Origin of the sequence: Lysinibacter cavernae (assembly GCF_011758565.1) — a bacterium.
In the GTDB taxonomy this organism is placed as follows: domain Bacteria; phylum Actinomycetota; class Actinomycetes; order Actinomycetales; family Microbacteriaceae; genus Lysinibacter; species Lysinibacter cavernae.
Genome location: NZ_JAAMOX010000002.1, coordinates 66,410 through 79,520 on the forward strand (window position 1 = coordinate 66,410; position 13,111 = coordinate 79,520).

The 13,111-nt window shown below is 57.3% G+C and carries 11 protein-coding genes; 4 read left to right on the forward strand and 7 right to left on the reverse strand.

The window, feature by feature from the left end; all coding sequences use genetic code 11:
* Positions 1–3: 3 nt before the first annotated feature.
* Positions 4–1,164, forward strand: coding sequence for a hypothetical protein (locus FHX76_RS09840; RefSeq protein ID WP_167150533.1), 1,161 nt, complete (start codon positions 4–6; stop codon positions 1,162–1,164).
* Positions 1,165–1,536: 372 nt separating this feature from the next.
* Positions 1,537–1,770, forward strand: a complete 234-nt coding sequence (locus tag FHX76_RS16125; RefSeq protein ID WP_208402646.1) for an acyltransferase — start codon at positions 1,537–1,539, stop codon at positions 1,768–1,770.
* Between the two features lies 1 nt (position 1,771).
* On the opposite strand, the gene FHX76_RS09850 is transcribed toward FHX76_RS16125, so the two are convergent.
* The 6 genes from FHX76_RS09850 to FHX76_RS09875 form a co-directional block, all read right to left on the reverse strand.
* Positions 1,772–2,947, reverse strand: a complete 1,176-nt coding sequence (locus FHX76_RS09850) for a glycosyltransferase family 39 protein (RefSeq protein ID WP_167150535.1) — start codon at positions 2,945–2,947, stop codon at positions 1,772–1,774.
* A gap of 5 nt (positions 2,948–2,952) precedes the next feature.
* Positions 2,953–4,221, reverse strand: coding sequence for a glycosyltransferase family 4 protein (locus tag FHX76_RS09855; RefSeq protein WP_341777923.1), 1,269 nt, complete (start codon positions 4,219–4,221; stop codon positions 2,953–2,955).
* The gene (locus FHX76_RS09860; RefSeq protein WP_167150537.1) at positions 4,112–5,056 is read right to left on the reverse strand and encodes an NAD-dependent epimerase/dehydratase family protein; all 945 of its coding nucleotides are present in this window, start codon (positions 5,054–5,056) and stop codon (positions 4,112–4,114) included. Before FHX76_RS09860 ends, FHX76_RS09855 begins: the two co-directional genes overlap by 110 nt.
* A gap of 61 nt (positions 5,057–5,117) precedes the next feature.
* Positions 5,118–5,741: a sugar transferase gene (locus FHX76_RS09865; protein WP_279587633.1), complete on the reverse strand. Its 624-nt coding sequence runs from the start codon at positions 5,739–5,741 to the stop codon at positions 5,118–5,120.
* Between the two features lie 2 nt (positions 5,742–5,743).
* The gene (locus FHX76_RS09870) at positions 5,744–6,889 is read right to left on the reverse strand and encodes an aminotransferase class I/II-fold pyridoxal phosphate-dependent enzyme (RefSeq protein WP_167150538.1); all 1,146 of its coding nucleotides are present in this window, start codon (positions 6,887–6,889) and stop codon (positions 5,744–5,746) included.
* A complete protein-coding gene (locus FHX76_RS09875) occupies positions 6,889–8,715 on the reverse strand; it encodes a polysaccharide biosynthesis protein (protein WP_167150539.1) in 1,827 nt (608 codons plus the stop codon). Before FHX76_RS09875 ends, FHX76_RS09870 begins: the two co-directional genes overlap by 1 nt.
* Before the next feature lie 339 nt (positions 8,716–9,054).
* Between FHX76_RS09875 and FHX76_RS09880 the strand changes: the two genes are divergently transcribed.
* Positions 9,055–10,542 (forward strand): ABC transporter permease, encoded by a 1,488-nt coding sequence (locus FHX76_RS09880; RefSeq protein WP_167150540.1) that lies wholly within the window; start codon positions 9,055–9,057, stop codon positions 10,540–10,542.
* 41 nt (positions 10,543–10,583) lie between these two features.
* A complete protein-coding gene (locus tag FHX76_RS09885) occupies positions 10,584–11,267 on the forward strand; it encodes an ABC transporter ATP-binding protein (protein ID WP_167150541.1) in 684 nt (227 codons plus the stop codon).
* Between the two features lie 147 nt (positions 11,268–11,414).
* Here FHX76_RS09885 and FHX76_RS09890 read toward each other — a convergent pair whose 3' ends face one another.
* Positions 11,415–12,956 carry an MFS transporter gene (locus FHX76_RS09890; RefSeq protein WP_167150542.1) on the reverse strand — a complete coding sequence of 514 codons (1,542 nt, stop codon included), beginning with the start codon at positions 12,954–12,956 and terminating at the stop codon, positions 11,415–11,417.
* Between the last annotated feature and the right edge of the window lie 155 nt (positions 12,957–13,111).

Genomic DNA, 13,111 nt, shown 5'->3' on the forward strand with positions numbered 1-13,111 from the left:
AACGTGCGACGCATTCATCTGTTCTCAAGCACAGCTGTCAATGCCTTTGGTGTTCTCGGGCTTCAAGTGCTGGCCCTGATTTTTCTCACACCAGAACAATTCGGGGCATTCTCTATTCAATACTTGCTCATGGCTTGGGGAATGTCTCTTACGTTCTCACTCATCAGTGAGGCATGGCTGCGAAACGGCGCTACCTCCAACTGGGCTTCATATTCGTCTGTCCTGGTGTATTTTTCGGCATTCTCCGGAATCGTAGTCCTGGGCATTTCGTTGATCATTCCGGTGCTTCATTCCATCGCAATCTTGTCGAGCATTGCGGTCGCATTCACCCTCTATCGCACGGGTGCACGATTCCATTCACTGAAAGAAAAACGTCTTACCCCGGTCTTCATTGGCGATTCTCTCTGCTTAGCTGTCGTCGCTTCAGGATGGGTCTATGCGCTCGTTGTGGGCGAACGTGGACTCGATTTTGTAGCACTCGTGTGGGCAGCAAGTTCAGTGGCTGCTGCCCTCGGCTCTGGACTGCCACGTTTGCGTGGCCCTAGGGTACTTAGCCGCTGGGTTTCAACCCATCGAACCCAAATCGGACCGCTCATCAGGGACTCGCTCTTGGTCGATCTCAGCGCCATTGGGACCCCCTACTTGCTCCTTGGTTTCTTGTCAGTGTCCCAGTTCGGCATTTACCGCGCGGTTTCAAACGTTGCGGCACCGGTGCGGCTCATCATTAATCCGTTGAAACCGGTGCTCGGGTCTATGTCACTTCGACGCCAGGGGTCAATGAAGATGATCCTTCTTGTAATCATGGGCGCTGTAGGCTTTGGCGTCATGGCATACATCTGTTTAGTCATACTGCAGATTCTGCCCGTGAACGTGGGCACGTTGAGCGCCCTCACTCCCTATGCACTCCCCACAGCGATTTCTATCGTGGGAAATTTCCTCACCCACTACTACACCACGGTAGCAAGGGTAAAACTTCCATCACGTCAGCTGCTACTTGGCCGGATCGCTTTCCTGACACTCACGACGGTCCCGCTTCTGATCGCAGTGAGCATTTGGGGCTTGGCAGGCGCCATCTGGGCCTACGGGCTCGGCTTTGCACTAGCTGGCCTCATCTGGCTTGCGCTCGTCGTCCGGCAAGCAAAAAGCTCGCAGAGCATTGCGTAGACCGCTTTGAAAGGTACAACTATGTCGACTCCCACTCAACCTCGTGGTCGCGAAACATTTTCCAAAGCTGCAACCCTGTTTCGAATAGGTGATGCCATCCTCGCAGTTCTCCCGCGAAGGTTCAGTCTCGCCCTCCTTATTTATCGTTCTGGATCAAACTCTCATGTTTCGCGTGCGCGACGGTATCTTGCCCTCCGCAGGTCCGCACAGTCATGCGGCGAGCTTGTCGATGTTCGGGGGCCGGTGTTTCTTTACGCCGTCGAAAAGCTCACGCTCGGATCTCGAATCAGCGTACATCCGCTCACATACATTGATGCGACCGGTGGGATCACCATTGGCGATGATGTCTCCATTGCACATGGTGTAACTATCATGTCGACCGAACACAACTACGCCTCGCGAGACCTACCCATTAGGGATCAGGGCACGACCGCGTCCAAGACTGTCATCGAGTCAAACGTCTGGATCGGTGCGGGTGCCAAAATTCTGGCAGGTGTGCACATTGAGAGCGGCTCGATCGTGGCTGCTGGTGCCGTAGTTGTCTCACGAGTATCCGCCAACTCCATCGTTGGCGGCGTCCCAGCGAAAGTCATTAAGTCCCGCTAGGTTAAGCCGGCTTGCTGGTTCTTGAGTTCTCGCATCTTGACCGTCTATGGTTCATGACAGCCTGAATCCCAATGGCAACAAGTGGCAGAAGTACTACTAACGGCTGGACACGCAATCGCTCCATCGTTCCGTAGTTGCCTGCGGTAACCGTCACGCTGACGATCAAGAATCCGGCCATGATGAGCAAGGAAGTTGCGGCTCGACGAGAACCACACGCGACAAACCCGATCACAGCCAGCACCAGTACAAATAGCCAGATGATTCCGTCCAAGATAAACATCGGGTTAAGCGCGTTCCATTCCCATGGAAAGGGACCGAATAAGACGCGCAGCCCAGCTACCGATTTGTCCAGAACCCATCCGACGACACCAGCGTCTGGGGCGATCGGGGCTGAGTCGAAGCCAGAGTTCGAGTTTGTGCTCAATGACGTAACCGACGTCTCAATCTTTTCCGTATCAAAGAACGAAACGATTCCCCGAATTGCAGGCACAAAAGCGATAAGTGCACCCACTGCGGAAGCCACGATCAGCCCCTGCCAGAACTTTCTATGCACAACCCAAAGAACGACTACAGATGCGGCCGCAATGATTAATCCGATCGTTCCACGGAACAGGAGAAAAAGGACGAGCGTGGCTATTAGGAGCGCCAGCCAACGAATCGAATTTTTGCGTTCATACAGCTTCAGCAACACAAAAGCCGTAAGCAGCAACAGAAACCATGCGATACTTTCCCGAAGAAGAAGCGTGCCCCACAAATAGGACTGTGGGAGGATCACTACCACCCATGCAGCCGTTTTTTCTGGCCCTGAAAAGGAGCGAACGATAAGTGCAGCAAGAATTGGAAGAAGAGCTACCAGGACCACGTTTACCAAGAGGCCGATCTCTGGGGAATGCCCAAAGATACTGTAGATCCATGAAAGAAAATGGGGCCAGGCTTCTTTTCCCGCAGAGATCCGGACTTCGCCGCCAGCTCCACGAATCGCTTGGGCCTGTGCGTCATAGTATTCCGCATCAGGCGATATGAGCCCACTCGTCATATACAGGCCGAGGGCTACGACGCAGTGGGCAACATAGGAAACGATCACCGGCAGCCGAAGCCCATACCTCTGACTCAGGAGGTACAAAGGCACAGCGAACGCCAACGCCAGCAGAGGTAACCAAATCGATACGCTATTCATCGGTACTAGTTACCTTCCGTGCCGTTCTCAAACGAATCTTGCAATATAGACCATACGAGTGCATTTGAATAGTGTTTGGAGACCTGATGCGTCGCTGCCAAGCCCAATGCTCGACAGGCAGCTTGATCCTCCAATAATTGGCCAAGTTTTTGAGCCAGAGATTCCGACGACGCAACGTCAGCAATCAACCCAGTTTCACCATCGACGACGGAGTCAACCGCACCCGTGGCATTAGTGGTCACAACGGGGAGGCCGGACGCACCAGCTTCAAGCACAACGTTTGGAAACCCCTCACGCAAGGTGGGGAGACACAGTATGTCCATGACCTGGTAATACGGAGCAGTGTCGGATACCTGACCGGTAAACACCGGCCCCGTACCCGTTGGGGAGAACGAGTCCCGCGGAAATGACGCGGCGATGTCTCGACTGGCCTCGTCATCTATGCCGCCGACCACGAGTACCTGAAAACGATGCCCCTGGGCAACGAGAAGCTGGCATGCTTCGGCAAAAAATTCGAGGCCTTTGCCTGCGTTCAGCCGGCCGACAAACCCGATGACGGGGGTACTGCCATCGAGCCCAAGCTCTTGTCTCAGCGCATCGCGACGTTCAGCATCTAGTAGGTCGGGTCGGAACCGTTCGGTGTCGACGCCATTTGAGCTTCCCCGGCCGAGTACTCTAATCTTTGCCGCGCGGGTAAGCCCTCGCTCAAGCACGGCAGAGCGCAAACTCGGGCTGACGGCGATGATGTCTGTGCTCGCCCACATGGTCAGCCGTTCGACCGCCGACAGGATCAGTCGTTTCGCGCCGCTTGTCCCTTCAAGGCGAAGCCCTCTGAGCGTATAAATCCGACGTGGCTGCCGCAGTGAAGCCGCGGCCAGCATACCGAGGAGTCCGGCTTTTGGCGTGCCAGCGGACACAACATCGGGCCTCACCTCCTGAATAAGCGAGCGCCATGCGAATAGCCCTCGGAGGTCAGCAGCAAGTGAGGGCTCACGAGCCATCTCGAGTGGATGCACGGTGATCCCGTCTAGTCCCCTGAGTGCATCCAGTTGAGACCCTGGAGAGCTGACAAGGTGAACGTCCCATCCTCTAGAAACCAGATACTGGGGAAACCCCCGCATGAGTCCCAGGGAGATATCGGCAGTGACACCAAGGAGAATGCGCTTATTTGGCGTAGTCAAACGTTTCCCTAAACCACTCAACGGTCTCTCGAACGCCCTGCTCAAGCGACACCGGCTCAATCTCAGGGAAGAACTCAGAGATGCGCTTACCATCGGATTGCGAGGCCTTAATGTCCCCAACACGGGTCTCGGTGTGCGTCGTTTCAACCGCATGGCCGAGCTGCATTTCAAGAACACCAATAAGCTCAAGCAGATTTGTGTTTGTGCCATATGCAAGGTTGATTGGGTCGTTTGAGTTCACACCTCGGGTCGCGGCATCGGCGAGAACAGCGCACACCGTACCAACGTAGGTAAAGTCCCGAGACTGAAGGCCGTCCCCGTGCACCACAAGGGGCTCGCCCTTGAACGCTGCTTCAAGAAACTTTGGAATAACGGCGGCATATGCGTGGCCCGGTGCCTGACCTGGACCAAACACGTTGAAAAACCGGAAGGCCAGGTTCCTCATCCCGTACGAATAGTTGTACGCGAGTGTGTACGCCTCGGTCGCCAGCTTGCTCACCCCATAGGGGCTCATCGGACGGGTCCAGGCAAACTCCGTTTTTGGTAGTTCGGGGTTGCTGCCATACACCGAGCTTGATGACGCAACGATCACCTGTTCCACACCTGCGGCACGAGCGGCCTCAAGCACGTTCAGCGTGCCGGTCGCATTTGCCTCGTGACTTGGGCGCGGGGCGGCAACTGAACGCGGAACGCTCGGAATTGCGCCAAGGTGAACAACCGCATCCGTGCCGTCACACAACGAAGCCAACAAATCGTTGTCAAGGATACTTCCCTCGTAGAACGATACGGTCAGCCCGTCAAGATTGCTGCGATAGCCAGTGCTCAGATCGTCGATCACGACAACTTCAGTCTCCGGCTGAGTGCGATTAAAGTGCGCAACGAGATTTGACCCGATGAAGCCGGCACCGCCGGTAATAAGAACTCGCATGTTTGGTATTAACTCCATCTTGATAAGCAGTTTCCGTCAACGACGACCAAAACGTCAGTAGTTAGGCGTCGCGGCTTCCGGTGAATTTGGTGGCGGTAGCTTCGCCTGGCGCGGAGATACCCTCACGCACAAGAACCGTCCGAATCGTGGCAAAGAAGATCTTAGTGTCGAGCCAAAAGCTGCGTTTGTCGACGTACTCTACGTCGAGCCGGAACTTCTCTTCCCAGCTCATCGCGTTGCGTCCGCTGACTTGAGCTAAGCCCGTCATCCCAGGGCGAACCTCGTGGCGGCGGGCCTGCTCCGGGGAATACACCTTGAGGTATTCAACAAGAAGCGGACGAGGGCCGATCATACTCATGTCACCCTTCACGACGTTCCAAAGCGTCGGAAGCTCGTCAAGGCTTGTGGATCGGAGGGCCGTCCCGAAAGGAGTAAGACGGTCTTCGTCACTCACCACTCCTGCTGCCTCATCGATATCACGCATGGTTCTGAACTTATAGAGGGTAAAGACCTTGCCGCCGAGGCCAGGGCGCTGCTGACGAAACAGAACGGGAGACCCAAGCTTTCGACGCACAAGAACTCCCACTACAGCCTGGATAGGTAGGGTCACAATCAGCAAAAGCAGTCCGAGAAGAACGTCAGCTGGACGCTTAATCATGTCGTAGGTGCGTCGATTCGAAGCCATACTTACCCGCGCTCGCCAAGGAACTGCTGGATGCTGGTCAAGACACGACCAAATTGTTCTTCCGAAAGCACAGAGCCACTCGGTAGGGTCAAACCGGTGTCGAAGAATCGCTCCGAAACTCCATTGGTGAGGGAGGGGGCCCCCACAAAAATGGGTTGCAGATGCATCGGTTTCCAGAGCGGTCTGCTCTCTATATCGGCCAGGGTCAGATGCGCAGAGAGTTCGGACGCAGCCCATCCGGCCTCGGCCTCATCAACAAGGATGCTCGTCAACCAGTAGTTGTCGTCAGCATCATCGCCTTCGCGGGCAGCCCCAAAAATGGTCACCCCAGGAACCGAAGAAAAAGCATCACGGTACAGCGACCGCCAGCGGGCACGTTTGGCCATCATTGAATCAAGTCGACTCAGTTGAGCCCGACCAAGGGCAGCAAGAAGGTTAGAGAGTCGGTAGTTGTAACCGATATCGGTGTGTTCGTAATGGGCAACGGGTTGGCGTGCCTGCGTCGAAAGGTAGCGTGCCCGGTCAGCAAGCTCCTGTGAGTTTGACAACAACATTCCTCCACCTGACGAGGTGATGATTTTATTGCCGTTGAAGGAGACAGCGGAGGCGGTGCCAAATGAACCAGCCTGCCGCCCCCCGTGCGAAGCACCAAGCGACTCTGCTGCATCCGCGACAAGAGGAACGCCGTACTTTGCCGCGATATCGCTGAGTCGCGTGTAGTCGACGGCTTTGCCAAGAAGATCGACAGGGAGCAACGCCCCCACTCGCTTACCTTCACGGGTGAGCGATTCAAGCGCCTGTTCGACAAGGTCGGGATCAATGTTGCCAGTCAGCGGGTCGGAGTCAACAAAATATGGTTGAGCACCCGTGTACGTGATGGAATTCGCCGTTGCTGCGAAGGTCATCGTTGAGGTTATGACGATGTCGCCCGGCTGGACGCCGACCCCAAGAAGCGCGAGATGCAGCGCCGCTGTTCCTGAGCTCAAGGCGACTCCGTGTGCCACGCCAACACGCTCCGCGAGTTCCGATTCAAAAGCGTTAAGGTCCGGCCCGACGGGCGCTATCCATCCCGACCGAAACGCGTTGATCAGGTAGTTTTCTTCGAGTTCGCCAACGTCAGGCGATGACAGCAGAATTCGGTCGGTCACTAGTGTGCGCCTCCTGTGAAGTGGGCGATATCTTCTGGAGTAAATCCGCAGCGTTCAAGCCAACGGTCGTGGTCAAGACCTTTCGGCGCGAGAGTGTCAACAGAAGCATGGGAGATCTTCGGGTGAAACGGTCGGGCATCTTGTTCGCCCTCTCCGATAAGTTCCTCGTGGAGCTTTTCGCCAGGGCGAAGGCCGGTGAAGACGATTCCGACGTCTTTGCCTGAGCGGGCAATCATACGCTCGGCAATATCGAGGATCCGCACCGGCTCACCCATATCTAGGATTAGCACCTCAGCCGGACGACCGATTCCACCTGCCTGAACAACGAGTTGGCAGGCTTCTGCAATGGTCATAAAGAAACGAGTGACGTCGGGGTGAGTCACGGTGAGCGGCCCGCCAGCTTCAATGAGCGAAGTAAACGTCGGGAGCATAGACCCACGGCTACCAATAACATTTCCGAAGCGAACTGAAAGATATGTTCTGCCGGTGTCTTCCGCGGCCCAAGCGGTGAGTTTCTCAGCAACCCGCTTCGAGTGCCCAAGAACGCTCGTCGGGTTTGCAGCCTTGTCGGTTGAAATATTCACAAACGTGTTCACTCCAACGGCGCGTGCCGCGTTGAGCACGTTCAGCGTACCCAACACATTGGTTTTCCATGCTTCGTCGGGATACTGCTCGAGCATCGGTAGGTGTTTCAGTGCGGCAGCGTGAAATACGACCTCGGGTTTACGGCTTTCAAAGATGGTGTTCAACGTTTCAGCGTCACGGATATCCGCGAGAACAACATCGCGGGTATCGAGCAGTCCATGGCCTTGGATTGAAATCTGCGCAGATTGCAGACCGGTCTCGTCCCGATCGAGCATGATTAGTTCAGACGGCCCGAACCGCGAAATCTGCCGACAGAGTTCTGAACCAATCGACCCGCCTGCTCCCGTTACTAGCACGCGCTTACCCACAAGATAGCCGGCGATCGAGTCAATCTGAGTATCAACGGGATGACGCCCGATGAGGTCTTCAATCGATACGTCGCGGAGATCAGAGAGGCCGGATGCACCACCAACAATAGTTTCAAACGTGGGAAGGACCATGACGCGCAAGTCAAGCGCGTCTGCGGCATCAGATACGTCGCGGATGAGTCGCGCGTCGGCACGTGCAACCGCAACAATAAGCGTGGTTGAACGCGTCTCTGCCACGATTCGAGCGAGCTCTTCTCGGTTGCCAAGCACCTGCACCCCGTGCAAGCGGACGTTACGCTTGCTCGGGTCATCGTCAATCATGCCGACGGCTATGTAACGAGAGTCAGGATCGTGTTTCATACGAGGCAGCAAATGGTTCGCAAGGAAGCCAGCCCCAAGAATAAGGGTGCGCTCCCGTTCCTGCTTTTTCGCCCCCGTACGTTCGTGCATGAGCCGCTGAGCATATCGCGCAAGGCACATCAGCAAGAACGCGACTGGCGCTGCAATCGGCACGATACTCCGTGGCACAACAAGCAGGGTCGTGCCGGTAATGAGCAGAGGTAGCCACGCGATAACGGCCGTAGAAACTGTCGAAATGGCAACAGACTTGACTTCGTCAAGGCTTCCCGTTGAATATCGCTTGCGATAGATGTGAGTAGACCAGCCGGCTCCCAGCTGCACGACTGAGACGAAAACCCAGAACCCAAGTACGCTCCACCAGTGAATACGCCCAAAGTCATTGTCGTAGCGCAGAATTGAGGCAAGCGATAGGGCAATTCCCCAAGCGACAACATCAACGGGGTACTGAACGGCCAAACGAGAGAGAGAAGGCCCAACGCTTGGGATCGGACTGGTGCGTGTGGTCTGTGACATTACTTAATCAACTATCCAGGGGTTGGTCTTTCGGACTGGTGCTGCTCACGTTCGAACCGATGCGAACTCACGCAATACCATTCGAGTCTATCCGTATTCTGTTCTCGATCAGTCTCACCACAGACGGATTGCGAAATTTACCACCGATCTGTGCTTTTATACTGCAAAACACACCATGTATGCGTGGATTGAATGCTCAAATTTCATCAAACAGGAGAGGTCATCTTCGATTCCATAGCTTGCCCATAGGCCGGGGCAAGGCTACTCATACTGACGCTCTCTAGCGTGTGAATTGCGGGCGCCGTTGCGCCGCGTTTTCGCTCAAGAGAAAGTCACCCCATGTATTTCAGGTATCTTCGCCGGGAACTCGCTGGCCGCCGCAAGCAGTCCTTCATCGTGGCCGCAGGGATGGCCCTCGCTGTTGCCCTCGTCATCATCGTTAACTCGGTATCCAGCGGCATGAGCAACGCGCAGGCATCCGTACTCCAGGGAATCTACGGGGTCGGAACCGACATCACCGTGAGCCAGACCCCAACCGCGCCGGGGGAAGGCGAAGACGGTGAGCGAGGTGGCGGGCCACAGATGTTCAACTTTGGGGCGGAGGATGGCGCAACAACCGACGGCACCACAACGGTCAACCAGTCGCGGCTTGAGGCAGAACGAGGCACAAGCACCATGGATGCTGCAGCGCTGGCATCCATCGCCGAGGTAGAGAATGTGAGCGCAGCAACCGGCACCCTCTCGCTCACCAACACCACGTTTGACGGCGAGCTGCCCGATATGAGTCAGATGCAACAAAACTCGGAAGACAATACGGGTGGCGACATGCAGGGAACCCGGCCACAGGGTGGCCCTGACGGAAGCGGCGGCAGCGCGTTCAGCGTTGACGCGTTCACCGTACTTGGCCTCGACCCAAGCAGCACAGACATAGGCCCCGCCACTGCCCTCGAGGTCACCGACGGCCGCATGCTGAGCGCTGACGACAACGGCAAGGATGTTGTCGTCCTCGACTCCGGCTACGCCACGACCGAAGAGCTATCGGTTGGCGACACGAATGACATCGCTGGCACCTCCTTCGAGATCGTTGGCGTAGTGACCTCTACGACCGGAAGCGATTCCGCCTCAAACACATACATTCCCCTCGACACCGCACAAACGCTTTCCGGCCTCGACGACCAGATCAGCAGCGTCTCCGTTCAGGCGAGTTCGTCCACCGCGATCAGCCAGGTCAAAGCAGACATCGAAGCGGCCCTCCCAGAAACAACCGTCAACACCCAGGCGGATCTTGCCTCGACCGTGAGCGGATCGCTCGCATCCGCCTCATCGATGCTGAGTACGCTCGGTTTCTGGCTTGCTGTGCTCGTGCTCGGTGCTGCGTTTCTCATCAGCGCGCTCTTCACCATTTCCAATGTGACCCGTCGCACCCGCGAGTTTGGAACGCTCAAAGCCATCGGCTGGTCAAACGGTCGCATCGTCAAACAGGTTGCGGGCGAATCCACCGTGCAAGCCGGAATCGGCGCAATCGCCGGCGTCGTCGTTGCCGTGCTTGGCGTGGTAATCATCAACCTCATCGGGCCAACCCTCTCGGCGACAACCGCGTCGACGACTGGTCCAGAAGGAATGAGCGGCGGTCCAGGTGGTGGCATGGGTGGCGTGATGGATGCCGCCTCCAGCGCAATCGACCTGACCCTTCAGGCACCGCTCTCCGTCACAATCATCGTTGTTGCCATCGCCCTCGCCCTCCTCGGCGGCGTGATCTCCGGCGCTGCGGGAGGCTGGCGTGCCGCAAAGCTTCGCCCAGCTGAGGCGCTTCGCTCCATGGCGTAGGCCAACCCACCCATCAGATCATTTAGCTGCTAAGGAACCTTATGTACACGCTCAGCAATGTCAGCAAGTCATACACCCAGAAAGGCCGAAACATCCAGGCCCTCGACGGGGTCACCATCGAAATTCCCTCGGGTCAACTCGTCGCAATTCAGGGCCCAACGGGAGGCGGAAAGTCGACGTTCTTGCAGATGCTTGGTGCCCTCGACCGCCCAACAAGTGGAACCGTCACCCTCGATGAGTGGGAGCTGTCGAATCTCTCTGATGCCAAACTCACCGAAATCCGCGCGCAGAAGATCGGCTTCATTTTCCAGGGATTCAACCTCATCCCGACGCTCACCGCACTTGAAAATGTAGAGACGGCTCTCGAACCGCTGCAGGTCTCTGCAGAGGAACGACGACAGCGCTCCGCTGATGCTTTGGCAAGCGTTGGGCTTGGCGAGCGGATGCAGCACCTGCCGGCCGAGCTCTCCGGCGGTCAACAACAGCGAGTTGCGATCGCTCGTGCCCTCGTGAAGAACCCGTCGGTGCTGCTTGCCGACGAGCCAACCGGCAACCTCGATGAGGACACCCGCGACGACATCATGGCGCTTATCGAGGGTCTGTGGAAGGAACACAACCTCACGGTTATCCTCGTCACGCACGACACGTGGGTTGCCCAACGCGCCCAGCGCAGGTTGCACCTGAAAAACGGCAAGGTTAAGGAGCTTTCAGCGGCCGCGGTCTAGTTCGCGACGGGGCCGACCAACCGACGGGGTTCGTGCCACCCGGCGGGACCAGCCACCCGATGGGTTAGTACCACCCAACGGGTAGGCCGGCCCTGACTCCTCGGCCAGCGCTCACACGTCGGTCAGCACGAACTCTCCGGCCGGCGCTCACGCGTCGGTTGGCGCTAGCTCGTCGACAGGCAGCGACTCGTCGAGGTCGGCCACCGACGGACGGCGGGGCAGGAACGTGGCCGCAACGCTCGCGCCGAGCATCGTGATAGCCATGATGATCATGGTCGGTTCGAAGGCATCGCGGAACGCTGCAGAGCTCGCCTCGACGGCATCCGCCTGCGACCTGATGGACGCGGCGCTCTCGGCCATCGAAGAATCGAAGTAGCCGAAGAAGATCGTGCCGATAACGGCAACACCGATTGCGGCTGCGAGTTGGTTCACCGTGTTGAACAGCCCGGAAGCATTGCCCGCAAAACGCAGCGGAACCTCTGAGAGCACAAACAGGCCGATCGCCGAGACGACCATTCCGAATCCGGCTCCGGCAACAACAAGCCCGGGAAGCAGTTCGAGCCAGGTTGTTGCGGTGCCGTGCGTGTTGCCTGCCCAGACCAGCAGCAAGAAGCCTGCGGAAAGGATGACCGGTGCGATTTGCAGAACCGCGCGGCCGATGAGCTTCACGAACACCGTCGCCGACAGCGCCGCGAAGATCGGCACCGTGAGCGAGAACGGGATCATGGCAAGCCCGGCATCGAGGATGGTGAACCCGAGCCCAAGCTGCAGGTACAGCGTTTGGATCAGGAAGAAACCGCTCATCGGGATGAAGAAGAGAGCAAGCATCGCGAGACCCATCGCAAACGAACGAGTGCGGAAGAGCGACAGGTTGATCAGCGGTGAACCACCGCGGCGTTCCTTGCGCGATTGGATGATGAGGAACGCAACAAACAGCGCAAGCCCAAGGGCGATCGAGACGAAGGTCCAGGTTGGCCAGTCTTCTTCGCGGCCCATTGTGAGTGGGTAGAGCACCGCGATGAGTGCAACCCCGAGCATGATGACGCCAATAACGTCGAGACGGTGGCGCTCAGGCGCGCGAGACTCCGGGATGAGTTTGAAGGCCGCGACGATGGCGATGAGCCCGACCGGGATGTTCACAAAGAAAATGCTGCGCCAGCCCCAGCCGAAGAGGTCGGCCTCGGTAAGCAGAGCCCCGACGATGGGACCGGAAACCGCCGCGATGCCGGCCAGCGCGGAGAATCCGGCAACGGCACCAGCGCGTTCGGATGGCTTGTACATAACCTGGATGCTCGCGAGCACCTGGGGAATCATGGCTGCCGCTGCAAAGCCCTGCAGGCCACGAGAAACGATCAGCATTTCGGGGTTGACCGCAAGACCACAGAGCGCCGAGAAGACCGTAAACCCGATCAGGCCCCCGATGAAGAGCTTCTTGCGCCCGTACAGGTCGCCCATGCGGGCGCCGGTAATGAGCGCGATAGCAAAGGCGAGCGTGTAGGAGGCAACCATCCACTGCAGTTCTGCGCCCTGAGCGTCGAGCGAAAGCTCGATCTCTGGAAGCGCAACGTTCACGATTGTGGCGTCGAGCAGTTCCATGAACGATGCAAGGAACAGCGTGTAGAGGGCGAGCTTTCGTGCTGGCCCACTGTGTTGGGAGGCCGATGTTGCAGGAGTTGAGAGTGATGACATGAGTCGGGCCTCCTTGGCCCGGCGGCGAATTTACACGCGGTGAATAGACAGCGCACACACCCGGCCGTGTGCGCAAATAGGGGGATGCCGAAACCGGCATAGGTCAAGTCTTCAGACTAGCTGTGACCTCTGACAGTGTAACTTTGTCAGCCCGC

Coding starts and splice junctions, on each gene's coding strand:
- FHX76_RS09865 (WP_279587633.1), bottom strand. CDS start 5,741: ATGGCTTCGAATCGACGCACCTACGACATGATTAAGCGTCCAGCTGAC.
- FHX76_RS09860 (WP_167150537.1), bottom strand. CDS start 5,056: ATGCGAGTTCTTATTACCGGCGGTGCCGGCTTCATCGGGTCAAATCTC.
- FHX76_RS09885 (WP_167150541.1), top strand. CDS start 10,584: ATGTACACGCTCAGCAATGTCAGCAAGTCATACACCCAGAAAGGCCGA.
- FHX76_RS09850 (WP_167150535.1), bottom strand. CDS start 2,947: ATGAATAGCGTATCGATTTGGTTACCTCTGCTGGCGTTGGCGTTCGCT.
- FHX76_RS09875 (WP_167150539.1), bottom strand. CDS start 8,715: ATGTCACAGACCACACGCACCAGTCCGATCCCAAGCGTTGGGCCTTCT.
- FHX76_RS09890 (WP_167150542.1), bottom strand. CDS start 12,956: ATGTCATCACTCTCAACTCCTGCAACATCGGCCTCCCAACACAGTGGG.
- FHX76_RS09855 (WP_341777923.1), bottom strand. CDS start 4,221: ATGGTAAGCGCATCTCTGAGTTCTTCCCTGAGATTGAGCCGGTGTCGC.
- FHX76_RS16125 (WP_208402646.1), top strand. CDS start 1,537: ATGTCGACCGAACACAACTACGCCTCGCGAGACCTACCCATTAGGGAT.
- FHX76_RS09880 (WP_167150540.1), top strand. CDS start 9,055: ATGTATTTCAGGTATCTTCGCCGGGAACTCGCTGGCCGCCGCAAGCAG.